General features: G+C 65.5%; 30 protein-coding genes. 3 read left to right on the top strand and 27 right to left on the bottom strand.

Going from position 1 to position 22,589, the window contains the following annotated elements:
* Nucleotides 1–12 precede the first annotated feature (12 nt).
* Complete coding sequence (locus LH19_RS23670; RefSeq protein ID WP_054732141.1) at nt 13–2,772, bottom strand: [protein-PII] uridylyltransferase; 2,760 nt, start codon at nt 2,770–2,772, stop codon at nt 13–15.
* Nucleotides 2,769–5,369 carry a DNA mismatch repair protein MutS gene (gene mutS, locus LH19_RS23665; RefSeq protein ID WP_054734223.1) on the bottom strand — a complete coding sequence of 867 codons (2,601 nt, stop codon included), beginning with the start codon at nt 5,367–5,369 and terminating at the stop codon, nt 2,769–2,771. The genes LH19_RS23670 and mutS overlap by 4 nt, the downstream gene beginning before the upstream one ends.
* A gap of 280 nt (nt 5,370–5,649) precedes the next feature.
* On the opposite strand from mutS, the gene LH19_RS23660 reads away from it, so the two are divergent.
* Nucleotides 5,650–7,914 (top strand): NADP-dependent malic enzyme, encoded by a 2,265-nt coding sequence (locus tag LH19_RS23660; protein WP_054732139.1) that lies wholly within the window; start codon nt 5,650–5,652, stop codon nt 7,912–7,914.
* Nucleotides 7,915–8,004: 90 nt separating this feature from the next.
* Here LH19_RS23660 and LH19_RS23655 read toward each other — a convergent pair whose 3' ends face one another.
* A complete protein-coding gene (locus LH19_RS23655) occupies nt 8,005–8,478 on the bottom strand; it encodes an outer membrane protein assembly factor BamE (protein WP_145923667.1) in 474 nt (157 codons plus the stop codon).
* A gap of 449 nt (nt 8,479–8,927) precedes the next feature.
* Here LH19_RS23655 and LH19_RS23650 point away from each other — a divergent pair, with 449 nt between their 5' ends.
* Nucleotides 8,928–9,458 carry a ubiquinol-cytochrome C chaperone family protein gene (locus LH19_RS23650; RefSeq protein ID WP_054732135.1) on the top strand — a complete coding sequence of 177 codons (531 nt, stop codon included), beginning with the start codon at nt 8,928–8,930 and terminating at the stop codon, nt 9,456–9,458.
* Complete coding sequence (locus LH19_RS23645) at nt 9,455–9,982, top strand: YceD family protein (RefSeq protein ID WP_054732133.1); 528 nt, start codon at nt 9,455–9,457, stop codon at nt 9,980–9,982. The genes LH19_RS23650 and LH19_RS23645 overlap by 4 nt, the downstream gene beginning before the upstream one ends.
* Nucleotides 9,983–9,989: 7 nt before the next feature.
* On the opposite strand, the gene LH19_RS23640 is transcribed toward LH19_RS23645, so the two are convergent.
* The 24 genes from LH19_RS23640 to rplC all read right to left on the bottom strand — a co-directional run bounded on the left by LH19_RS23640 (nt 9,990) and on the right by rplC (nt 22,589).
* On the bottom strand, nt 9,990–10,682 hold the full coding sequence (locus LH19_RS23640; RefSeq protein WP_054732131.1) for an SRPBCC family protein: 693 nt from the start codon (nt 10,680–10,682) through the stop codon (nt 9,990–9,992).
* Nucleotides 10,683–10,741: 59 nt separating this feature from the next.
* Complete coding sequence (locus LH19_RS23635; RefSeq protein WP_054732129.1) at nt 10,742–11,401, bottom strand: adenylate kinase; 660 nt, start codon at nt 11,399–11,401, stop codon at nt 10,742–10,744.
* Between the two features lie 60 nt (nt 11,402–11,461).
* The gene (gene secY / locus LH19_RS23630; RefSeq protein ID WP_054732127.1) at nt 11,462–12,835 is read right to left on the bottom strand and encodes a preprotein translocase subunit SecY; all 1,374 of its coding nucleotides are present in this window, start codon (nt 12,833–12,835) and stop codon (nt 11,462–11,464) included.
* A 215-nt stretch (nt 12,836–13,050) separates the two neighbouring features.
* Nucleotides 13,051–13,575, bottom strand: a complete 525-nt coding sequence (rplO, locus tag LH19_RS23625; RefSeq protein ID WP_082396100.1) for a 50S ribosomal protein L15 — start codon at nt 13,573–13,575, stop codon at nt 13,051–13,053.
* A 46-nt stretch (nt 13,576–13,621) separates the two neighbouring features.
* Nucleotides 13,622–13,828, bottom strand: a complete 207-nt coding sequence (locus LH19_RS23620) for a DUF1737 domain-containing protein (RefSeq protein ID WP_054589701.1) — start codon at nt 13,826–13,828, stop codon at nt 13,622–13,624.
* A 7-nt stretch (nt 13,829–13,835) separates the two neighbouring features.
* Entirely contained in the window at nt 13,836–14,021 is a 186-nt protein-coding gene (gene rpmD, locus LH19_RS23615; protein ID WP_054589700.1) for a 50S ribosomal protein L30, read from the bottom strand.
* A gap of 4 nt (nt 14,022–14,025) precedes the next feature.
* A complete protein-coding gene (rpsE, locus tag LH19_RS23610) occupies nt 14,026–14,724 on the bottom strand; it encodes a 30S ribosomal protein S5 (protein ID WP_082396098.1) in 699 nt (232 codons plus the stop codon).
* A gap of 2 nt (nt 14,725–14,726) precedes the next feature.
* A complete protein-coding gene (gene rplR, locus LH19_RS23605) occupies nt 14,727–15,080 on the bottom strand; it encodes a 50S ribosomal protein L18 (protein WP_054589699.1) in 354 nt (117 codons plus the stop codon).
* 3 nt (nt 15,081–15,083) lie between these two features.
* Nucleotides 15,084–15,617, bottom strand: a complete 534-nt coding sequence (gene rplF / locus LH19_RS23600) for a 50S ribosomal protein L6 (RefSeq protein ID WP_054589698.1) — start codon at nt 15,615–15,617, stop codon at nt 15,084–15,086.
* A complete protein-coding gene (gene rpsH / locus LH19_RS23595) occupies nt 15,617–16,021 on the bottom strand; it encodes a 30S ribosomal protein S8 (protein WP_054589697.1) in 405 nt (134 codons plus the stop codon). Before rpsH ends, rplF begins: the two co-directional genes overlap by 1 nt.
* Nucleotides 16,022–16,033: 12 nt before the next feature.
* Nucleotides 16,034–16,339, bottom strand: a complete 306-nt coding sequence (gene rpsN, locus LH19_RS23590) for a 30S ribosomal protein S14 (RefSeq protein WP_054589696.1) — start codon at nt 16,337–16,339, stop codon at nt 16,034–16,036.
* Between the two features lie 49 nt (nt 16,340–16,388).
* Nucleotides 16,389–16,967 carry a 50S ribosomal protein L5 gene (gene rplE / locus LH19_RS23585; protein WP_054589695.1) on the bottom strand — a complete coding sequence of 193 codons (579 nt, stop codon included), beginning with the start codon at nt 16,965–16,967 and terminating at the stop codon, nt 16,389–16,391.
* On the bottom strand, nt 16,960–17,277 hold the full coding sequence (gene rplX, locus LH19_RS23580; protein WP_054589694.1) for a 50S ribosomal protein L24: 318 nt from the start codon (nt 17,275–17,277) through the stop codon (nt 16,960–16,962). Before rplX ends, rplE begins: the two co-directional genes overlap by 8 nt.
* A gap of 2 nt (nt 17,278–17,279) precedes the next feature.
* Nucleotides 17,280–17,648, bottom strand: coding sequence for a 50S ribosomal protein L14 (rplN, locus tag LH19_RS23575; RefSeq protein WP_011543078.1), 369 nt, complete (start codon nt 17,646–17,648; stop codon nt 17,280–17,282).
* A 58-nt stretch (nt 17,649–17,706) separates the two neighbouring features.
* Nucleotides 17,707–17,997, bottom strand: coding sequence for a 30S ribosomal protein S17 (rpsQ, locus tag LH19_RS23570; RefSeq protein WP_037556374.1), 291 nt, complete (start codon nt 17,995–17,997; stop codon nt 17,707–17,709).
* Nucleotides 17,998–18,008: 11 nt separating this feature from the next.
* The gene (gene rpmC, locus LH19_RS23565; RefSeq protein ID WP_054589693.1) at nt 18,009–18,212 is read right to left on the bottom strand and encodes a 50S ribosomal protein L29; all 204 of its coding nucleotides are present in this window, start codon (nt 18,210–18,212) and stop codon (nt 18,009–18,011) included.
* Nucleotides 18,213–18,216: 4 nt separating this feature from the next.
* The gene (gene rplP / locus LH19_RS23560; RefSeq protein ID WP_054589692.1) at nt 18,217–18,648 is read right to left on the bottom strand and encodes a 50S ribosomal protein L16; all 432 of its coding nucleotides are present in this window, start codon (nt 18,646–18,648) and stop codon (nt 18,217–18,219) included.
* Nucleotides 18,649–18,659: 11 nt separating this feature from the next.
* Complete coding sequence (rpsC, locus tag LH19_RS23555) at nt 18,660–19,367, bottom strand: 30S ribosomal protein S3 (protein ID WP_054589691.1); 708 nt, start codon at nt 19,365–19,367, stop codon at nt 18,660–18,662.
* A 1-nt stretch (nt 19,368) separates the two neighbouring features.
* Nucleotides 19,369–19,749, bottom strand: a complete 381-nt coding sequence (gene rplV / locus LH19_RS23550; RefSeq protein ID WP_054589690.1) for a 50S ribosomal protein L22 — start codon at nt 19,747–19,749, stop codon at nt 19,369–19,371.
* Nucleotides 19,749–20,024 carry a 30S ribosomal protein S19 gene (gene rpsS, locus LH19_RS23545; protein WP_037556370.1) on the bottom strand — a complete coding sequence of 92 codons (276 nt, stop codon included), beginning with the start codon at nt 20,022–20,024 and terminating at the stop codon, nt 19,749–19,751. The genes rplV and rpsS overlap by 1 nt, the downstream gene beginning before the upstream one ends.
* A gap of 3 nt (nt 20,025–20,027) precedes the next feature.
* Nucleotides 20,028–20,864, bottom strand: coding sequence for a 50S ribosomal protein L2 (rplB, locus tag LH19_RS23540; protein WP_054589689.1), 837 nt, complete (start codon nt 20,862–20,864; stop codon nt 20,028–20,030).
* Between the two features lie 21 nt (nt 20,865–20,885).
* Nucleotides 20,886–21,194 (bottom strand): 50S ribosomal protein L23, encoded by a 309-nt coding sequence (locus LH19_RS23535; RefSeq protein WP_054589688.1) that lies wholly within the window; start codon nt 21,192–21,194, stop codon nt 20,886–20,888.
* A complete protein-coding gene (rplD, locus tag LH19_RS23530) occupies nt 21,187–21,813 on the bottom strand; it encodes a 50S ribosomal protein L4 (protein WP_054589687.1) in 627 nt (208 codons plus the stop codon). Before rplD ends, LH19_RS23535 begins: the two co-directional genes overlap by 8 nt.
* Nucleotides 21,814–21,815: 2 nt before the next feature.
* On the bottom strand, nt 21,816–22,589 hold the full coding sequence (gene rplC, locus LH19_RS23525; protein WP_054590453.1) for a 50S ribosomal protein L3: 774 nt from the start codon (nt 22,587–22,589) through the stop codon (nt 21,816–21,818).

Raw genomic sequence — 22,589 nt, 5'->3', positions numbered from 1 at the left:
AAAACTATCGCTTTAGGCGGCGACCGCGTCTTCGCTCTGGCTTGTCGCGGCTTCGAGCAGGCGCTTTTCGAGCGATTTGACCCGCGCCGCGCCGTCGATCTTGTCGCCGATCAGGTCGGTGACATAGAAGGTGTCGACCGCACGCTCGCCATAGGTCGCGACATGCGCCGAATGCACCGTGACCTTCGACTGGAACAGCGCATAGGCAAGCTGGTTGAGCAGCGCCGGGCGGTCCTGCGCATTGACCTCGATCACCGTAAAACGGTTCGAAGCCTTATTGTCGATAAAGACATTGGGAACGACACGGAACGCCTCGGCACGCGTCCGCGGCAACGCCCGCGCTTCGAGCTTGGGCAGCAGCCGGTGGCGGTTGGCGAGCGCATCCTCGATCGCCCGGGTCAGCCGGACGATCTGCTCGGCCTCGGCAAAAGGCCGTCCCAGCGGATCCTGGACAAGAAAATTGTCGAGCGCCAGTCCGTCGCGTGTCGTGTGGATGCGGGCGTCGATGATATTGCCGCCCGCAAGGTGGATGCCCCCGGCGATGCGATAGAAAAGCCCCGGATGGTCGGCGGCAAGCACCATCACCAGCGTCGCGCCGCGATCGTCGTCGGGCACCGCGGCGATATGCAGCGGGGCGTTCCCGGCCTGCTGGATATGGATCAGGTTGGCGGCGATGACCTCGACCGATTCGGCGATCCAGTAGCTTTCGGGCAGGCGCCGCGCGAGTTTGGCGAAAGCTTTCTCGTCGAGGCGGAGCAGCGCGGCGACGGCTTCCTTCTTGCCCGCGATCCGTGATTCGCGGCCCTTCTGCTTGTGCCCAAGGCGCAGCACTTCCTCGGCGGCGTCAAACAGCTCGGTGAGCAACTGGCGTTTCCAGCTGTTCCAGACGCCGGGGCCGACGGCACGGATATCGACCACCGTGAGCACGAGCAGCAGGCGGAGCCGCTCGGGCGACTGCACCTGCCCCGCGAAATCGAGGATCGTCTTGAAATCGGCAAGGTCGCGCTTGAACGCGGTCGCCGACATCAGAAGATGATAGCGGACGAGCCACGAAACGGTTTCGGTCTCGGCAGGGGTCAGCCCCAGCCGTGGGCACACCCGCAAAGCAAGTTCGGCGCCAAGCACGCTATGGTCGCCGCCGCGCCCCTTGGCGATATCGTGGAGCAGCACCGCGCAATAGATGACGCGCCGCGACTGCAGCTGTCCCATGATCGCGGTCGACAGCGGGTGATCGTCTTTCAGCCGGGCCTGCTCGATATCGGACAACAGGCCGATCGCGCGGATCGTATGCTCGTCGACCGTATAATGATGATACATGTCGAACTGCATCTGCGCGACGACGCGGCCGAAATCGGGCACGAAGCGGCCGAACACCCCGGCTTCGTTCATCCAGCGCAGCACCGTTTCGGGATCGCGCGGGCTGGTCAGCACGTCGAGGAACAGTTCGTTGGCGCGCGCATTGCGGCGCACCCCTTGCGTTTCGATCAGCTTGGCATCGTGGCGCGCTTGCCGCATCGCCTGCGGATGGATTTCGAGCCCGTGCTTGTCGGCGAGCGCGAAGATCTCGACGAGCCGCACCGGGTCCTGCTGGAAGAAATCGTCCGATGGCAAGGCAAGCCGGCCGCGGTCGAGGACGAAGCCGTTGAGCTTGCCCGGCCGCCGCCGGATCGTCGGCAGGAAACGCCGTCCGCGCGCCGCAAGCTGGTCGTCGAGATGCGCGAGGAAAGTCCCGGTGACGTCGCCGACGCTTTTGGCGTGGAGGAAATAGAGCTGCATGAAGCGCTCGACCGCGCTCTTGCCGGGGCGGTCGGCGAACTGCATCCGGCGCGCGATCTCGGGCTGGAAGTCGAAGGTCAGCCGGTCCTCGGCGCGCCCGGCGAGGACGTGGAGGTGGCAACGCACCGCGAGCAGGAAATTCTCGGCGCGCGCGAACTGGCGAAGTTCGCGCGCCGAAAGCAGGCCCGCATCGACCAGTTCGGGAACGGTGCGCACGCGGTGGATGAACTTGCCGATCCAGAACAGGGTGTGGAGGTCGCGGAGCCCGCCCTTCCCTTCCTTCACATTGGGTTCGACGACGTAACGCGAATCGCCCATGCGCTTGTGCCGCTCGTCGCGCTCGGCAAGCTTGTCGGCAACGAAGGCGCGTGCATTGCCGGCGACGACCTCGGCATCGAAGCGCGCCGACGCCTGATCGTAGAGGTCGCGGTCGCCCCAGATGAAGCGCCCTTCGAGCAGCGCGGTGCGGATCGTCAGATCGTCCTTCGCGGCGCGCACCATCTCGTCGATCGAGCGGCTCGAATGGCCGACCTTCAGCCCGAGATCCCAGAGCGTGTAAAGCTGCGCCTCGATCACCTGCTCGGTCCAGCTCGTCTGCTTGAACGGGGTCAGGAAGCCGATGTCGATGTCGCTGTGCGGCGCCATTTCGCCGCGCCCATAGCCGCCGACCGCAATCAACGTGATCCGCTCGCCCGCCGAACGGTTGCCGGCGGGATAAAGGTGGCCGACGGTGAAATCGTGGCTGAGGCGGACGATCTGGTCGATCAGGAAGGCGGTGGCGCTCGCCGCAAGCCGCCCCGACGAGGGATGGGCGAGCAGCCGGTGTTCGATTTCGCTCCGCCCCTTGTCGAGCGCGTCCCTGAGCAGCGCGACCATCGCGCGGCGGCGTACGCCGGGATCGCTGTTCTCGGCGGCGATCGCATCGAGCCGCCCGGCCAGCTCGCGCCGGTCGATGATCGCGCGGCGCTGGTCGAGATTGTCGAACAGGTCGCTCATGCCTCGTCCGCCAACAGCCGCTTGAGCGTATAAAGCGCGTCGAGCGCCTCGCGCGGCGCGAGCGCGTCGGGATCGATCGCGCCGAGCGCCTCGCGCAGCGCATCCCTGGTCGCCACCGGCGCGGCGGCGAGCGTCGCGGCGAACAGCGGCAGGTCGTCGAGCCCGGCGGCGAGCCCGCCGGTCGCCTGGCGTCCCGCCTCGAGCTTCGCAAGCACCGCCTCGGCGCGCTTGACCACCCCCGCCGGTACTCCGGCGAGCCGCGCGACGGCAAGGCCATAGCTGCGATCGGCGGGACCCTCTGCCACCTCGTGGAGCAGCACCAGATCGCCCTGCCATTCGCGCGCGCGGACGTGATGGAGCGACAGCGCGGTCAGCGTTTCGGCGAGCCGCGTCAGCTCGTGATAATGGGTCGCGAACAGGCAGCGGCACTTGTTGACCTCGTGCACCGCTTCGACCACCGACCAGGCGAGCGCGAGCCCGTCATAGGTCGAGGTGCCGCGCCCGACCTCGTCGAGGATGACGAAGCTTTGCGGGGTCGCCTGCGCAAGGATCGCGGCGGTCTCGACCATTTCGACCATGAAGGTCGAGCGCCCGCGGGCCAGATTGTCGCTCGCCCCGACGCGGCTGAACAGCCGGTCGACCAAGCCGAGCTTCGCGGTCGCAGCGGGCACGAAACCACCCGCCTGCGCAAGCACGACGATCAGCGCGTTCTGGCGGAGGAAGGTCGATTTACCGCCCATGTTCGGGCCGGTGACGAGCCAGAGCCGGTCGGCTTCCGACAGCGAGACGTCGTTGGGAACGAAGCGCTCGCCCGATTTCGCGAGCGCCGCCTCGACCACCGGATGGCGGCCGCCGCTCACGTCGAGACAGGGCTCGTCGGCGAGGTCGGGGCGGCACCAGTTGTGGCTCATCGCATGGTCGGCGAGCGCCGCAGCGACGTCGATCCGCGCGAGCACGTCGCACGATGCCGCGATCGCTTCGCACCGCTGCGTCGCCTGCTCGGTCAGCGTTTCGAGATGCGCCGCCTCCGCCCCGAGCGCGTGGACGCCCGCCTGCGTCACCCGGCTCGCCGCCTCGTGGAGATCCGCCGAATTGAAGCGGACGACTCCCGCGAGCGTCTGGCGATGGGTGAAGCCCGAGTCGGGCGCCATCAGCGCGTCGGCGTGCTTCGCCGGTACTTCGACATGATAGCCGAGCACGCCATTGTGACGAATCTTGAGCGACGCGATGCCGGTGCGGTCGCGATAGCCCGCCTCGAGCACCGCGATCGCCTTGCGTCCGTCGCGGGCCGTTTCGCGCAGCGCGTCGAGGGCATGATCGTAACCCTCGGCGATATAGCCGCCCTGCGCGGCGTCGACCGGCGGCGTTTCGATCAGCGCGCGCGTCAGTTCGTCGACGAGCGCGCCATGGCCGTCGAGCCCCGGCAGCAGCCGCGCGAGGAGCGGCGGCAGATCGGCGCGGCGCGCGAGATGTGCGCGGAGCAGCCGCGCCCCGCCGAGCGCGTCGCGGAGCTGCGCAAGGTCGCGAGGGCCGCCGCGTCCCGCCACAAGACGTCCGAGCGCGCGTCCGGCATCGGGGAGTGCCCGCAGGGTCGCGCGCAGCTCGCCGCGCCACAGCGCATCGCGCGCAAGGCTGTCGACCAGGTCGAGCCGGTCGAGGATCGCGCCTTTGTCGGTGAGCGGACTCGCGAGGTCGTCGGCGAGCAGCCGCGCCCCCGCCGCAGTCACGGTTCGGTCGATCGTCCCGAGAAGGCTACCGTCGCGGGCGCCGGCCATGGTGCGGACGAGTTCGAGGCTTTCGCGCGTCGCGGCGTCGATCGCCATGCGATCCGAGGCTGAGACGCGCAGTGGCGGCTGGAGAAAGACCGCCGAACCGGTCCCGACATGATCGAGATAGGCGGCAATCGCCCCCATCGCGGCAATTTCACCGCGCGAAAAGGTACCGAAGCCGTCGAGCGTCTGGACGCCGAACAAGGCTTCGAGCCGTTTCTGCCCCGCGGTACTGGCAAATTCACCCGCCGGCCGCCGCACGATCTGCCGCGCGCCCGCGACCGGCGCCTCCGCCGCCTCGCTCACCAGCAGTTCGGACGGCGCGAGCCGTGCGAGTTCGGCATCGACCGCCTCGCGGCGTACCGCAACGACCTCGAAACGTCCGGTCGAGATATCTGCGGCGGCAATCGCGACCTCGCCGTCGCTGCCGACCTCGGCCATCGCGGCGAGGCGATTGGCGCTGCGTCCCTCGAGCAGGCTCTCCTCGGTCAGCGTGCCGGCGGTGACGAATCGGACGATCGCCCGCGCCACCAGCGCTTTCGACCCGCCGCGCGCCTTGGCCTCGGCGGGGCTTTCGACCTGTTCGGCGATCGCGACGCGGTGGCCGGCGCGGATCAGCCGCGCCAGATAGGATTCGGCAGCGTGGACGGGCACGCCGCACATCGGCACGGGTTCGCCGCCATGTTCGCCGCGCGACGTCAGCGCGATGTCGAGCGTCGCCGCCGCGGCCTTGGCATCGTCGAAAAACAGCTCGAAAAAATCGCCCATGCGATAGAAGAGCAGGCAATCGCCGGCCTTGTCCTTCAGCGACCAATATTGGGCCATCATCGGCGTTGCGGCGGGATGGGCGGCGGGTGCGGCGTTGCTGTTGGCAGGTTTCGGGGCGGTCGCGGGCATTCGCCCTGCTTAGTGATTGGGGGCGACATGGCAAGGCATGCGCCTGCAACATTCGCGGTTACAATCGGCCCGGGTGACGCTAGGGGATTAATGTTCCTGGGGGTAAGCCATAGCGAGTGGACCGGTATGGATTATGGTTTCGGCAATGCCGAAACCGGGTCTAGGAAAGAGATCGGGCGCGCGTCGTGTGGATCAGAGGAGAGGATAGACGATGGATAGTGGCAGCAAGGTGCAGTTTTCCGACCGCGAGGCCCTGCTCTACCACGAATATGGCCGGCCCGGGAAAATCGAGATCGTCGCGTCGAAGCCGATGGCGACGCAGCGCGACCTCAGCCTTGCCTATTCGCCCGGCGTCGCCGTTCCGGTCAACGCGATCGCCGCGGACCCGGCCAAGGCCTATGACTATACGATCAAGGGCAATCTGGTCGCGGTGATCTCGAACGGCACCGCGATCCTCGGCCTCGGCAACCTCGGCGCGCTCGCCTCGAAGCCGGTGATGGAAGGCAAGGCGGTCTTGTTCAAACGCTTCGCCGACGTCGATTCGATCGACCTCGAGGTCGATACCGAAGATCCGCAGGCGTTCATCGACGCTGTCGCGCTGCTCGAACCGAGCTTCGGCGGCATCAACCTCGAAGATATCGCCGCGCCGAACTGCTTCATCATCGAGCAGGCGCTGAAGGAAAAGATGAACATCCCGGTGTTCCATGACGACCAGCATGGCACCGCAATCATCACTGCCGCGGGCCTGATCAACGCCTGTCACCTGACCGGGCGCGACCTTTCGACCGTCAAGGTCGTCGTGAACGGCGCGGGCGCGGCCGCGATCGCCTGCACCGCGCTGATCAAGGCGATGGGCGTGCGGCACGAAAATGTCATCATGTGCGACCGCAAGGGCACGATCTGGCAAGGCCGGACCGAAGGCATGGACCAGTGGAAGTCGGCGCATGCCGTGCCGACCGAAGCGCGCAACCTGACCGAAGCGCTGATCGGTGCCGACGTCTTCCTCGGCCTCTCGGCCGCGGGGGCGCTCAAGCCCGAAATGGTCAAGGACATGGCGCCGGCGCCGATCATCTTCGCGATGGCGAACCCCGATCCCGAAATATCGCCGCCCGATGCTCGTGCCGCAAGACCCGACGCGATCATCGCGACCGGGCGTTCGGACTATCCGAACCAGGTCAACAACGTGCTGTGCTTCCCCTTCATCTTCCGCGGCGCGCTCGACGTCCATGCGACCGCGATCAACGAAGAGATGAAGATCGCGGCGGCCTACGCCATTGCCGACCTCGCGCGCCAGCAGGTGCCCGAGGAAGTCGCCGCGGCCTATGGCGGACGCGCATCGAGCTTTGGCCCCGAATATATCATCCCCTCGCCCTTCGACCCGCGTTTGATGGAAATCGTTCCCGCCGCGGTCGCCGAAGCGGCGATGCAGACGGGCGTCGCGCAGCGGCCGATCGCGGATTTGGGCGAATATCGCACCCGCCTCCGCGCCCGGCTCAACCCGACGACGTCGGTGCTGACGCTCGCCTATGAAGCCGCGCGGTCGAACCCGAAGCGCGTCGTTTTTGCCGAGGGCGAAGAGGAAGTCGTGCTACGCGCCGCGATCCAGTTCCGCGACGGCGGTTACGGCATTCCGGTGCTCGTCGGGCGCGAAGGGCTGCACGACAAATTGCGCGCGATGGGCGTCGCCGATGCCGAATCGTTCGAGGTGCACAACAGCGTCAATTCGCCGCATGTGCCGCAGATGGTCGACATGCTCTACGAACGGTTGCAGCGGCGCGGTTATCTTCGCCGCGATGCCGAACGCATGGTCAACCGCGATCGCAACATCTTCGGCTCATTGCTGCTCAAGCTCGGCCTCGCCGATGCGATGATCACCGGCACGACGCGCACCTATTCGCAGACGATGCGCGAAGTGCGGCGGGTGATCGACCATGCCGAGGGCAAGACGCCCTTCGGCATCCACGTCCTTGTCGACCAGCATCACACGATCTTCATGGCCGACACGACGGTGAACGAACGGCCGTCGGCCGTCATGCTCGCCGATATCGCCGAACGCACCGCGCAGGTCGCGCGGCGGATGGGGCACGAGCCGCGCGTCGCCTTTCTCTCCTATTCGACCTTCGGCAACCCGCCGGGCGAATGGCTCGACAATATCCGCGATGCGGTGTCGATCCTCGACCAGCGGAACCCGGGCTTCGAATATGAAGGCGAAATGGCGCCCGACGTCGCGCTGAACGAGAAGGTGATGAAGAACTACCCCTTCTGCCGCCTGTCGGGCCCGGCCAACGTGCTGGTGATGCCGGGGCTGCAGTCGGCCAATCTGTCGGCGAAGCTGCTGCGCGAACTCGGCGGCGGCGCGGTGATCGGCCCGATGCTCGTCGGCATGGAAAAGCCGGTGCAGGTCGCAACGATGGCATCGACCGCATCCGATCTGGTCACGCTCGCCGTGCTCGCGGCCGGCGGGATCGCGCAGTAATTCGATCGTCGCCCCCGCGAAGGCGGGGGCCGCTATCGGCGTAGTACCAGCCTGCTTGCGGCCCCCGCCTTCGCGGGGGCGACGGAGCCTTTACTGTCCCGGCGGCGCCCCGGCGCCCGGCGCACCGACAGCGCCGATATTGCCGAAAATATCCTCGAAGAAGCTGCGATGGCGGCCCAGCGTCGGGGTCTTGTCGCCTTCGGGGTTGAGCTTGCTCACCAGTTCGAGCCCGGTCTTGTCGACCGCCGCGACATTGCCGGCGGGATCGAAGCGGACACGCAGCACCTGCTGTGCGATCGGGCGCGGATTGGCGAAGGCGAGCTGCCGCGTTTCGCGCGATACATAATAATATTCATTGTTGCTGAACTGGCCGACGAAGGTCGGACGTCCGAGCGTCTTTTCGACCGACTCGCGATTGTCGACGCCGGGCGTGATCGCCTGCGTCAGCACCGGATCGACGACATAACCCTGCCGCCCCTTCATCTGCGTACATCCGCTCGCGGTCAGCGCGACCATCAGTCCGACGGCAAGCAGGCGCGCGCGCGAGGCAGGAAGCTTGGGCATGAAATTCCGCATTCGACAATCTCCGTTGCGCCTGCCCGCCTGTCTTTCGCAGCGGCCGCGCATGCTCTCGCGCCTCTTAACCGCAAGCGGACGCCGCGCACAAGCCGCTTGTGCCGCGCCAAAGCTTGCCAGAAGCTGACTAGGGTCCAAACCCCTATCTTGCAGGTTCGAGGCGTCGAAATGGCAAAGATATTGGGTTCGGGTGGGCGCCGCGGGTAGCATCGCTACCCGCAAGGCCGCGCGGGCCCAAGATCGAAGCCATTTCGACGTCCCTTCGGGATTTGACCGATTTTGCCCAAGGCTGCGTCAGCAAGCCTTGGAATATTTTCATATGCCTTCGTCTTGCTTCCTTGCCCTGAACAAAATCGCTTCAAACCTCGAACCTGCAAGATAGGGGTTTGGACCCTGCCCCCTTTTCGGCCGCACCGATTGGGCCTAAGCGAATCCACATGATCTCGCTCCGCAAACTCTTCAAATCCGATCCCGACCCGCGCGAGGCGCGCCGCCCGCTCTGGAACGCCGTCGTCGCCACCGCGCGCCAACCGCACTGGTATGAGGAGGGCGGCGTTCCCGATACGCTGGACGGCCGTTTCGACATGGTCAGCCTGATCCTCGCCCTCGTCCTCCACCGTATCGACGAGGATCCCGATGCCGTTCGCGCCGGCGTCGAACTCACCGAACTCTTCGTATCGGACATGGACGGACAGATGCGCCAGATCGGTTTCGGCGACATGGTCGTCGGCAAGCAGATCGGACGGATGGTCGGCGCGCTCGGCGGCCGCCTTGGCGCCTATAAGGCAGCCGACGGGTCGGGCGAGCTGCGTGCCGCGCTGGTCCGCAACCTGTGGCGCGGCGACGCGCCCGGCGAAGACCGGCTGGCCTATGTCGCGGCGCAGGTTGCTGCGCAGCGTGCGGCGCTGGCCGCGACACCCGTTGCCGAACTGATCGTCGCCGACCGCCTGCCCGGGGGCTCCGCTTGAACGCCGATCCCGAATTTTCGCACATCGTCACGCTGGCCGATGCCGCGCACGGCAAGACGATTGCGATCGAAGCCGACGCCGAAGCCCGCGAACGGATCGCGAAACGGCTCGATCTCGTTGAACTCGCCTCCTTCGCGGTGACCGCCGAGGTGCGAGCCGTCGCCGGCGGCATTGCGGCGCGCGGCGAGGTGCGCGCCGAACTCGTCCAGCGCTGCGCCGCGACCGACCTGCCGGTGCCGGCGAGCCTGACCGAAAGTTTCGATCTGAAATTCCTGCGCGACGTCGATGCGGCGGCGAGCGAAGAGGAAATCGAGATCAGCGACGCGGATTGCGACATATTGCCGCTCGAAGGCGACCGGATCGATCTGGGCGAGGCCGCCGTGCAAACGCTTTCACTCGGGCTCGATCCCTTTCCGCGCCACCCCGACGCCGACCGCATCCTCGCCGAGAAGGGCGTGCTGAGCGAAGGGGCGGCGGGACCGTTCGCGGCACTCGCCAAGCTGCGCGGCAAACCCGCGTCCTGACCGGCGCCTAGCGCGGCGCCACGACCTCGTCGTCTTTCGCCAGATCGGCCGCGACATCGTCGAGGCCGGGCCCTTCGTCGGCCGGGGCCTCGTTGGCATCGGTCCCAGGCTTTTGCTTGTCGGCGTCGGCCGCGGCCTTTTCGTCGCGCGACGGTGGCAGCGCGCCGCCGAGCGCTTTCGCGAGCCCCGCAAGCTGCTCACCGATCACGCCGTCGACCGCGGGCGCGATGTCGCCGACCTTGAAGCGCATATAGCCGCCGACGACATAGTCGAAGCGGATCGCCGATCCGGTCGGCGTCTGCTTGATCTGTACCGTCAGCGTGCCGTTCAGCGCCTCGCCCTGCAGCGGACCAAAAGCGCCCGACAAGCGCAGCATCTGGTTCGGCTTGGCAAAAACGATCCGCGCGTGCTGGACGCTGCCAAGACCCGATCCCGTATCGGGCAATTTCTCGCAGAAGCAGCCGCCGGCCTGCGAATCGAGCCAGAAATTGGCGGCATCGCCCGACCAGCTATGCTCCTTCGACCACCATTTGTCGGGCGTCCGGAGCATCTTCCACACATCGGCAGGCGTCGCTGCAACCTGCGCGGTATGCGCGACGGTAAAGCCGTTTTCGCTCTGGTCGATCACCTTTGCGCCTGCCGGCTGCGCGACGACCGCCGCAAGCGAAAGCGCGGCGGCCCAATGGATTTTCGAATGCATGCCCCTGTCCCCTTCGCCGCCAGCATAGCGGGCGGCCGGGACAGTGACCAGAGGGCCGGTTAGCCTGCGGTCGAGAGGATCGTTTCGATCGCGTCGTTGACTTCGTCGATCGGCGCCATGCCGTCGACATGGGTCACGATGCCGCGCGCCTCGTAGATCGGCAGGATCGGTGCAGTCTTGGCGCGATATTCGGCCATGCGGGTGCGCACCGTTTCCTCATTATCGTCGGGGCGGCGTTTGAATTCGCTGCTCCCGCAAGCGTCGCAAACATTGTCCACCTTGGGGAGCTTGTAACGGTCGTGATACCCCTCGCCGCATTTGGCGCACGAGAAGCGTCCGGTGATGCGGTCCACGAGCGCGTCTTCTTCGACCCGCAGCTCGATGACATGATCGAGCTTGCGGCCGCGCGCGCTCAGGATTTCGTCGAGCGATTCGGCCTGCGCCGCAGTGCGCGGATAGCCGTCGAAGATCACCGACGTGTCGCTGCCCAGTTCGTCGAGCCTTTCGCCGATCAGGCCCGAGACGATTTCGTCCGAGACGAGTTCGCCCGCGTCCATCACCGCCTTGGCCTGCAGCCCGATCGGCGTGCCCGCCTTGACCGCGGCGCGCAGCATGTCGCCGGTCGAGAGCTGGACCATGCCATGCTCGTCCTCGAGGCGCGATGCCTGCGTACCCTTGCCCGCCCCCGGCGGGCCAAGCAGAATGATGTTGAGCGTCATGGAAGCCCCTGTTGTTGCCCAGTCACGGGATAGCTGTCGCAGGATGCCGTAGCGAGGCGATCAACGCCGCGCAACGCCGCCCTTCAATTTGGCCTTCTTGATCAGGTCGCCATATTGATGCGCGAGCATGTGGCTCTGGATCTGGCTGATCGTGTCGATCGTCACGTTGACGATGATCAGCAGGCTGGTGCCGCCAAGCTGGAAGGGCAGGCCCGATCCGGCGATGAAATATTCGGGCACCAGACAGATCGCCGCGAGATAGGCCGCGCCGATCACGGTGATGCGCGTCAGCACATGGTCGAGATAGGCGGCGGTATTCTTGCCCGGGCGGATGCCGGGGATGAAGCCGTTCTGGCGCTTCAGATTGTCGGCGGTTTCTTCGGGGTTGAAGACGACCGCGACGTAGAAGAAGCAGAAGAAGATGATGCCCGCGGCATAGAGCGCCATATACAGCGGCTGGCCGTGCGCGAGATACTGGTTGAGGGTGATCAGGAAATCGCCCCAGGCGGTGTCGCCCTTCACATTATTGCCCATCATCTGGGTGACGGTGAGCGGCATCAGCAGCAGCGACGAGGCGAAGATCGGCGGGATGACGCCCGCGGTGTTGACCTTGAGCGGCAGGTGGCTGCGGTCGGCCTGCATCACCCCGCGCTGCGTCGCGCGTTTCGGATACTGGACGAGGACGCGGCGCTGCGCGCGTTCCATGAAGCTGATGAAGGCGATGATCGCGATCGCCCCGCCGAGCACCGCAACGATCGTGCCGCCGCCCATCGAGCCTTCGCGGACCTGCGTGAACATCTGCGCGAAGCTGCGCGGAAGCTGGGCAAGAATGCCCGCCATGATGATCAGCGAAACACCGTTGCCGATCCCGCGGCTGGTGATCTGCTCGCCGAGCCACATCAGGAACAAGGTGCCGCCGACGATCGAGATGACCGCGCCGATGCGGAACATCATCCCCGGGTCGACGACCGCGGCAATGCCCTGGCTCTGGCCGAGGTTTTCAAGGCCGACGGCGATGAAATAGCCCTGGATCGCGGTCAGCGCGACGGTGCCGTAGCGCGTGTACTGGTTGAGCTTCTTGCGCCCGCTCTCACCCTCTTTCTTGAGTGCGGCGAGGCTCGGCGACAGCGCCGAGGCGAGCTGGACGACGATCGACGCCGTGATGTAGGGCATGACGCCGAGCGCGATGATGCTCATGCGCTCGAGGCTGCCGCCCGAGAAGGTGTTGAAGATGTCGAGGATACCGCCCGACGCCGCCTGATCGTAAAGCCGCGACAGCGCGACCGGGTCGACGCCCGGCAGCGGCACGAACGACAGGAAACGGAAAACGATCAGCGCGCCGATCGTGAACCAGATTCGCCGCTTGAGTTCGGTCGCTTGGCCGAACTTCGAAAAGTTCAGGTTGGATGCAAGCTGGTCGGCGCGAGAGGCCATGGGTATCTTCCTCGGATATTCCGGACCGCGCCCCCCGCGACCCGGCGCCTATGTGCGTTCGGAGGACCCGAAGCGCAAGGGGAAAGGCCTATTTAACGACGCAGCTCGTCGATACAGGCCGCGCCCGCCTTCGCATCGAGCCTTGCGAGCGAAGGGGGGATCAACTGTCGCCATGTGGCAAGGGGCGGTCCTTTCGAACCGCCCCTCGCGAAATCTTACTCGGCCTTGGCTTTGGCGCGACGCTGGGCCTTCTTGCCTTCGGGCGCTGCTTCCTTGACTTCAGGAAGCTCGACCTTGCCGCCGGCCTTTTCGACCGCCTCGATCGCGCCCTTCGACGCGCCGGCAACGGCGAAATTCAGCTTGGCGGTGAGTTCACCCTTGGCGAGGAGGCGGACGCCGTCCTTGCCGCCGCGTGCCACGCCAGCCGCCTTGAGCGCAGCGTGATCGATCACGGCCTTGGCATCGAGCTTCTTCGCATCGACCAGCTTCTGGATCATGCCCAGATTGACGATGGCAAAGTCCTTGCCGAAGATGTTGTTGAAGCCGCGCTTCGGGATGCGCATGTGGAGCGGCATCTGGCCGCCCTCGAAGCCGTTGATCGCGACGCCGCTGCGTGCCTTCTGGCCCTTCTGGCCGCGGCCGGCGGTCTTGCCCTTGCCCGAGCCGATGCCGCGTCCGACGCGCATCCGGCCCTTGCGGGCGCCATCATTGTCACGAAGTTCGTTAAGCTTGATCGTCATGTCTTTGCACTCGCTTTCGCTGTGGTCGCGCTATGGATCGAAAATTTCAATCCGGTTCGATTTCACTCGATGGCTGAAAGCCGGGATAGTCGCCGGCCTTTTCCATCACGATGGCCTGGGCGACATAGCCGCGGCCATCGACACTGGTGATCGAGGGGCTGCCATGAAGCTGCCATCCCCGGTTGAGCAGTCCCTCGACCCGCGCGCAGAAAGCGCTGTCGTCGGGACCGGTCAACAGGCGATAGAGCTTCATCGCGGCTTTAGCCCTCGACGACTTCCACCATGTGGGGAAGCTTGCGGATCATGCCGCGCACTTCCGGGGTGTCGACCAGTTCGACCTCGCGGCGCATCTTGCCCAGGCCGAGGCCGGTCAGGATGGCGCGCTGGCTCTTCGGACGACGGATCGGCGAACCGATCTGGCGGATCTTGATCTTCTTGTCGGCCATTGTCTTACTCCGTCACCGCCGCGGCTTCCGCCTCGGCTGCGCGGTCGGACGCGCCGCCACGCTTGATCAGGTCCGAAACCTTCTTGCCGCGACGCTGCGCGACCGACTTGGGGCTGGTCTGTTCGCCGAGCGCCTCGAAGGTCGCGCGAATCATGTTATAGGGGTTCGAGGTGCCGACCGACTTGGTCACCACATCGGCAACGCCCAGCGATTCGAACACGGCGCGCATCGGACCACCGGCGATGATGCCGGTACCGGCGGGCGCCGAACGCAGCGTCACATTGCCCGCACCGAAATGACCGCGGCCGTCATGGTGCAGCGTGCGGCCGTCGCGCAGCGGAACGCGGATCATCGCCTTCTTCGCGGCAGCGGTCGCCTTCGAAATGGCTTCGGGCACTTCGCGCGCCTTGCCATGACCGAAACCGGCGCGGCCCTTGCCGTCGCCGACGACGACGAGCGCGGCGAAACCGAAGCGCTTGCCGCCCTTCACGGTCTTCGAAACGCGGTTGATGTGGACGAGCTTTTCGATCAGCTCTTCGCCACCCTCTTCGTCGCGCGGACGACGGTCGTCGCGGCGGCCACGGCCACCTTCACGACCACCACGGCCGCCATCGCGGCCGCCGCCACGGCCGCGGCGCGGGGCCTGGCCTTCGGTGGGGGCAGCTTCGGGAGCGCCTTCGACGTTCTGTACTTCGTCTGCCATAATCAGAACTCCAATCCGCCTTCGCGAGCCGCGTCGGCCAGCGCCTTGATGCGCCCGTGGAACAGGAAGCCGCCGCGGTCGAACACGACCTGCGTCACGCCCGCCTTCTTGGCGGCGTCGGCGAGCCGCTTGCCGACATCGGCCGCGGCTGCGGTGGTGGCGCCGGTCTTGCCGCGGACATCCTTGTCCAGCGTCGAAGCAGCGGCCAGCGTCTTGCCGGCGGCATCATCGATGAGCTGCGCATAGATGTGACGGCCCGAACGGTGCACCGACAAACGCGGGCGGCCGGCGGCGCGCTGGCGGAGGGCGGTACGAACGCGCTGACGGCGCTTCTGGAAAGAGGTGAGATGTGCCATGGCTTACTTCTTCTTGCCTTCTTTGCGGAAGATGTACTCGCCGCGATATTTGATGCCCTTGCCCTTATAGGGTTCGGGCTTGCGCCAGCGGCGGATTTCCGCCGCGACCTGGCCGACTTTCTGCTTGTCGATACCGCTGATCTCGATCGTCGTGTTATCCGGCGTCTTGATCTCGATGCCCTCGGGCACGGCAAAATCAACATCGTGGCTGTAGCCGAGCTGCAGCTTGAGCGTCTTGCCCTGCGAGTTAGCGCGATAGCCGACACCGGTGATTTCGAGGACCTTGGTGAAGCCCTCGGTCACGCCGGTGATCAGATTCTGGACCAGCGTACGCTGCATGCCCCAGAACGCCCGCGCTTCGCGGGTGCTGTTCGCGGGTTGCACCGAGATGCTGCCTTCGCCGACTTCATAGTTGATGAGGTCGGACAGCGGCATCGCCAGCGTGCCCTTGGGACCCTTGACCGACAGCTGGCCGCCGTCGATCGCGGCGGTGACGCCGCCCGGGATTGCCACTGCCTTTTTACCAATGCGCGACATCAGAACACCTCCGCCAGCACTTCGCCGCCGACATTATGCTCGCGGGCTTCGGCGTCCGAGAGAACGCCACGCGGGGTCGACACGATGGTGATGCCAAGGCCGTTGCGCACGATCGGCAGCTCTTTCGAGCCCGAATAGACGCGGCGGCCCGGCTTCGAGACGCGGGCCACGTGGCGGATCGCCGGCTGGCCTTCGAAATATTTGAGCTCGATGCGGATGCCCTTGTGCTGGCCCTTCGCGCCCAGCGCTTCTTCGCTGTAGCCGCGGATATAGCCTTCGCGCTGGAGAACATCGAGAACGCGGACGCGCAGCGTCGAAGCCGGCGTCAGGACGCTGTCCTTCTTCGCCTGCTGGCCGTTGCGGATGCGGGTGAGCATATCACCCAGGGGATCGGTCATTGCCATCTTGTCAGTCCCTTACCAGCTCGACTTCACAACACCGGGGATCAGGCCCTTGTTGGCCAGATCGCGGAGCTGGATACGGCACAGCCGGAATTTGCGATAATAAGCGCGCGGGCGCCCCGTCAGCTCGCACCGGTTGCGGATGCGGGTCGGGTTACCATTGCGCGGGATTTCCGCCATCTTGAGGCGCGCGATCAGGCGCTCGCCATCGTCGAGCGACGTATCCGCCGCAATCGCCTTCAGCTTCGCATAACGGCCGGCATATTTCTTCACCAGCTTCTTGCGACGCTCGTTCTTGTTCATCGAACTCAGTTTCGCCATGACTTAAGTTCTCTTTCCTTCTTGAAAGAGCCTGCCCGGTCCCGAAGGATCAGGCGGCTTCCTTTTCCTGCGCTTCGATCGGGAAGGGGAAGCCGAACAGCTTGAGCAGTTCGCGGGCTTCGTCGTCCGTACGGGCGGTGGTGGTGACGATCACGTCCATGCCGCGCACCGTGTCGATGCGGTCATAGTTGATCTCGGGGAAGATGATCTGCTCTTTCAGGCCCATGGCATAGTTGCCACGGCCGTCGAAGCTCGTCGCCGACACGCCGCGAAAGTCGCGGATGCGCGGCATGGCGATCGTGATCAGGCGATCGAGGAACTCGTACATGCGTTCGCGGCGCAGGGTGACCTTGCAGCCGATCGGCATGCCTTCGCGCAGCTTGAACTGGGCGATCGACTTCTTCGCCTTGGTCACGACGGGCTTCTGACCCGCGATCAGCTCCATTTCCGAAGCGGCGATCTCGACCTTCTTCTTGTCCTGGACCGCGTCGCCCACGCCCATGTTGAGCGTGATCTTCTCGATCTTCGGCACTTCCATCGCATTCTTGTAACCGAACTTCTCGGTCATCGCCTTGACGATCACATCGTCATAGCGCTTGCGCATGCGCGGGGTGTAATTGTCAGCCATTGATCGTCTCCCCGGACTTCACGGCCACGCGGACCTTCTTGCCGTCCTTGGTTTCAAAGCGAACGCGCGTCGGCTTGCCGGTCTTGGGATCGGCCAGCGCGACCTTGCTCGCGAACAGCGGCGCTTCCTTGCGCTCGAGCCCGCCCTGCGGATTCTGCTGGTTCGGCTTGCGATGGCGGGTGATGACATTGACGCCGGCGACGACGACCTTGCCGTCCTTCGGCAGGCTCTGCGTCACTTCGCCGGTCTTGCCCTTGTCCTTGCCGGACAGGACGACGACCGTGTCACCCTTCTTGATCTTGTTCGCCATGGTCAGAGCACCTCCGGCGCCAGGCTGATGATCTTCATATAGCCGCGGCCGCGCAGTTCGCGGACGACGGGGCCGAAGATACGGGTGCCGATCGGCTCCTCGTTCTTGTTGACGAGCACGGCGGCGTTGCTGTCGAAACGGATCACCGAACCGTCGGCGCGGCGCACATCCTTCGCGGTGCGGACGATGACGGCGCGATGCACGTCGCCCTTCTTCACCTTGCCGCGCGGCTGGGCTTCCTTGATCGACACGACGATGACGTCGCCGACGCCGGCGGTGCGACGCTTCGAGCCGCCGAGCACCTTGATGCACTGGACGCGCTTCGCGCCGCTGTTGTCGGCGACTTCCAATTGTGACTGCATCTGGATCATCGATGCATTTCCTTCTTCCTTGGCCTACCGGGATGCCCCGGCGGTTCCGTGAAACTCTTTAGCCTTCGGCCGCGGCGGGAGCAGCCGGGGCGGCGCCCTTGGGCTTGCTGTGGGTATCGACCTTGTCGAGCACCTTCCAGGTCTTCAGCTTCGAAATCGGCTTCGTTTCCTCGATGCGGACGGTTTCGCCAGCCTTGATGGCGTTGTCCTCATCGTGGGCGTGATATTTTTTCGAGCGGCGGATGATCTTGCCGTACAGAGGGTGCTTCACCTTCCGTTCGACCTTCACCACGACGGTCTTGTCGCCCTTGTCGGACACCACCGTGCCGGTCAGAATGCGCTTCGGCATCGATAGTCTCCTTACTTCGCGGCCGAGCGCGAACGCTCGGTCTGCTGCGTCTTGATGCGGGCGATCGAGCGCCGCACTTCCTTGACGCGCGAGGCCTTTTCAAGCTGGCCGGTGGCCGCCTGGAAGCGGAGGTTGAACGCCTCGCGCTTCAGTTCGCCAAGCTGTTCGGCGAGCTGGTCGTCGGTCTTGGCCTTGAAATCTTCGGTCTTGGCCATGTCCTTAACCCTCCAGATGCGAGGTATCGCCGAGGCGGGCGATAACCTTCGTCTTGATCGGCAGCTTCATCGCGGCGCGTTCGAACGCCAGCGCGGCCACGGGGCCCGGAACGCCGTCGAGTTCGAACAGGATGCGACCCGGCTTCACGCGCGCGGCCCAGAATTCCGGCGAACCCTTGCCCTTACCCATGCGGACTTCGGCAGGCTTCGACGACACGGGGACGTCGGGGAAAACGCGGATCCAGAGGCGACCCTGACGCTTGATCGCACGGCTGATCGCGCGGCGAGCCGCTTCGATCTGGCGCGCGGTGATGCGCTCGGGTTCCATCGCCTTCAGCCCGTAGGAGCCGAAGTTCAGGCTGGTACCGCCCTTGGCATTGCCATGGATGCGGCCCTTGAAGGCCTTGCGGAACTTGGTTTTTTTCGGTTGCAGCATCTCAGCAGTCCTTAGCGGCGATCTTCACGGGCCGGACGGACACCGGTCGTCTGCGCATCGAGCATCAGACGGTCGGTCGCCATCGGGTCGTGACCAAGGATTTCGCCCTTGAAGATCCAGACCTTGATCCCGCACACGCCATAGGCGGTGTGGGCTTCGGCCTCGGCATAGTCGACATTGGCGCGCAGCGTGTGCAGCGGCACCCGGCCTTCGCGATACCATTCGGTGCGCGCGATTTCCGCGCCGCCGAGACGGCCGGCGCAGTTGATGCGGATGCCCTCGGCACCGAGACGCATCGCCGACTGGACGGCGCGCTTCATGGCGCGGCGGAAGGCGACGCGGCGCTCGAGCTGGTCGGCGATGCCCTGACCGACGAGCTTGGCGTCGACTTCAGGCTTGCGGATCTCGACGATGTTCAGCGACACGTCGCTGCCGGTCATCGCACCGAGCTGCTTGCGCAGCTTTTCGATGTCGGCGCCCTTCTTGCCGATGATGACGCCCGGACGGGCGGCATAGATCGACACGCGGCACAGCTTCGCAGGACGTTCGATGACGACCTTCGAGATCGCGGCCTGCGGCAGGTGCTTGAACACGAACTTGCGGATCTTCAGATCCTCGACAAGCATGCGGCCATAGTCCTGGCCTTCGGCGAACCAGCGGCTGTCCCAGGTGCGGTTGACCTGCAGGCGCAGGCCGATCGGATTGCTCTTCTGGCCCATCTTACGCCTCTTCTTCCTGTTCGCGCACGACAATGCGGATGCGGCTGAACGGCTTGACGATCCGGGTCGACTTGCCGCGGCCGCGAGCGTGCCAGCGCTTCATCGAGATCGACTTGCCCACGCTCGCTTCCTTGACGACCAGCGCGTCAACGTCGAGGTTGTGGTTGTTTTCCGCGTTGGCGACGGCGCTGGCGAGAACCTTGCGCACGTCGACGGCCATCGCCTTCTTCGAGAAAGCGAGGACGTTCATCGCGTCTTCGACCTTGCGGCCGCGGATCAGCGCGGCGACGAGGTTCAGCTTCTGCGCCGAGCCGCGAATCTGCGTGCCGACCGAGAGAGCCTCGTTATCGGCAACGCGGCGGGGGGACTTTTCCTTGCCCATTAGCGTTTGCCCTTCTTGTCGGCCGCGTGACCAGGGAAGAAGCGCGTCGGCGCAAATTCACCCAGCTTCATGCCGACCATGTCTTCATTGACCGACACCGGCACGAACTTGCGGCCGTTGTAGACGTTGAAGGTCAGCCCGACGAACTGCGGCAGGATGGTGGACCGACGCGACCAGGTCTTGATCGGGGCAGAGCTGCCGCCGTCCTGGGCCGTTTCGGCTTTCTTGAGGAGATGAAGGTCGACGAACGGACCCTTCCAGACCGAGCGAGCCATGGCTTACCTCTTCTTCTTCGCGTGACGCGACCGGATGATCATATTGTCGGTCGACTTGTTGTGGCGCGTGCGGGCACCCTTGGTCGGCTTGCCCCACGGGGTAACCGGATGACGGCCACCCGAGGTGCGGCCTTCACCACCGCCGTGCGGGTGATCGACCGGGTTCTTGGCGACGCCGCGGGTCAGCGGACGCTTGCCGAGCCAGCGGTTGCGGCCGGCCTTGCCCAGGTTGGTGTTCTGGTTGTCGGGGTTCGACACCGCGCCGACCGTGCCCATGCACTCGCCGCGGATGTAACGCTGTTCGCCCGAACCGAGACGCACGATGACGAGACCGCGGTCACGACCGACGACCTGTGCGTAGGTGCCCGCCGAACGGGCGATCTGGCCGCCCTTGCCCGGCTTCATCTCGATGTTGTGGACGATCGTGCCGACCGGCATCTGCGACAATTCCATCGCATTGCCCGGCTTCACGTCGGTCTTCTTGCCGGCGACGACGGTGTCGCCAACGGCCAGACGCTGCGGCGCCAGGATATAGGTCTGCTCACCGTCTTCGTACTTGACGAGCGCGATGAACGCCGTGCGGTTGGGGTCGTATTCCAGACGCTCGACGGTGGCCGGCATGTCCCACTTGCGACGCTTGAAGTCGATGAAGCGGTACTTCTGCTTGTGGCCACCAGCGATGCCGCGCGAGGTCACATGACCCTTGTTGTTGCGGCCACCGGTCTTGCGCTTGCCTTCGGTCAGCGCCTTGACGGGCTTGCCCTTCCACAGCGACGATTTGTCGACGAGGATCAGGCCGCGCTGCGCGGGGCTGGTCGGATTATAGGATTTAAGTGCCATTTTCTCTGCCTCTTCCTACAATCAGACGCCGGTCGTGACGTCGATCGACTGGCCGGCGGCCAGGCGAACGATCGCCTTCTTCACGTCGCTGCGGGTGTAGGGCTTGCCCTTCCAGCGCTTGGTTTTGCCCTTGGTGACGAGCGTGTTGACGCTGACCACCTTGACATCGAACAGCGCCTCGACGGCGGCCTTGATCGCGGGCTTGGTCGCGTCGTTCGCGACCTTGAACACCACCGCGTCGTTTTCGCTGAGCAGCGTCGACTTTTCGGTGATCACCGGCGCGAGGATCACGTCATAGTGACGCGCGTCGACTGTTTTTGCCTTAGCCATTGCAGCGGGCCTCCAGCTTTTCGACCGCCGCGCGGGTCAGGACCAGCGTGTCGGCACGGATGATGTCATAGACGTTGGCGCCGATGGCCGGCAGCGCGTCGACACCGATGAGGTTGGCCGAGGCCATGGCGAAGCTGGCGTGCACCGCGTCACCGTCGATGAAGAGCGCGCGGTTGCCGAGTTCCATCTTGCCGAGCTTGCCGGCGAGCGCCTTGGTCTTCGCGTCCTTGAGCTCGAGCGTGTCGAGAACGACGAGCTTGCCGCCCTTCGCCTTGTCGCTGAGCGCCATCTTCAGGCCGAGGGTGCGGATCTTCTTGTTCAGCGAGTGGCCGAAGGTGCGGGCCCGGGGACCATGCGCCTTGCCGCCGCCGATGAAGATCGGCGCCTTGCGATCGCCGTGACGAGCCGTACCGCCGCCCTTCTGGCGACCGAACTTCTTGCCGGTGCGCGACACATCGCTGCGTTCGCGGGCGGCGCGAGCCGGACCGCGGCGCTTTTCGAGCTGCCAGGCCACGACGCGGTGCAGGATGTCTGCGCGGGCGTCGACGCCGAAGACGTCGTCGTTAAGGTCGATGTCGGCGCCAGCCTTGCCATCGAGGGTCTGTACCTTGACCTTCATGATCAGGACTCCTGTGCGCCGTCGGTGGCCGCGGTGTCGACGACGGTTTCTTCGACCGGCGTTTCGACCGGCGCGTCAGCCGGGGCTTCGTTGCTGTTGGCCGCGCTCTTGATGCCCGCCGGATAGGGGGCCTCGGGGTGGCGCGGCAGCTTCACCGCATCGCGAACGAGCAGCCAGCCGCCCTTCGAACCGGGCACAGAGCCCTTGACGAAGAGAAGACCGCGCTCGACGTCGGTGCGGACGATTTCGAGATTCTGCTGGGTGCGGTTGCGGGCGCCCATGTGGCCGGCCATCTTCTTGTTCTTGAAGACGCGGCCCGGATCCTGACGGTTACCGGTCGAACCATGCGCACGGTGGCTGATCGAAACACCGTGGGTCGCGCGCATACCGCCGAAACCCCAGCGCTTCATCGCACCGGCAAAGCCCTTACCCTGGGTCACGCCCTGGATGTCGACGATCTGGCCGGCAACGAAATGGTCGGCCGACAGTTCGGCGCCGACGTCGAGCGTCGCGTCGTCAGCGACGCGGAATTCGACGAGCTTCGCCTTGGGCTCGACTTCGGCCTTGCCATAGGCACCGCGCTGCGGCTTGGCGACGTTCTTCGCCTTGGCCGAGCCAGCACCGAGCTGAACGGCCACATAGCCGTCACGTTCTTTATCGCGCACGGAGACGACCTGGCAGCCTTCGAGGCTCAGGACGGTGACGGGCACGTGGCGGCCGTCGTCCTGAAACAGGCGGGTCATCCCCATTTTCTTCGCGATCACGCCAGTACGCAT

The sequence above is a fragment of the Sphingopyxis macrogoltabida genome, assembly GCF_001314325.1.
GTDB classification, from domain to species: domain Bacteria; phylum Pseudomonadota; class Alphaproteobacteria; order Sphingomonadales; family Sphingomonadaceae; genus Sphingopyxis; species Sphingopyxis macrogoltabida.
Note: the sequence above shows the minus strand (reverse complement) of the source record. Positions and strands in the feature narration are given on the sequence as shown.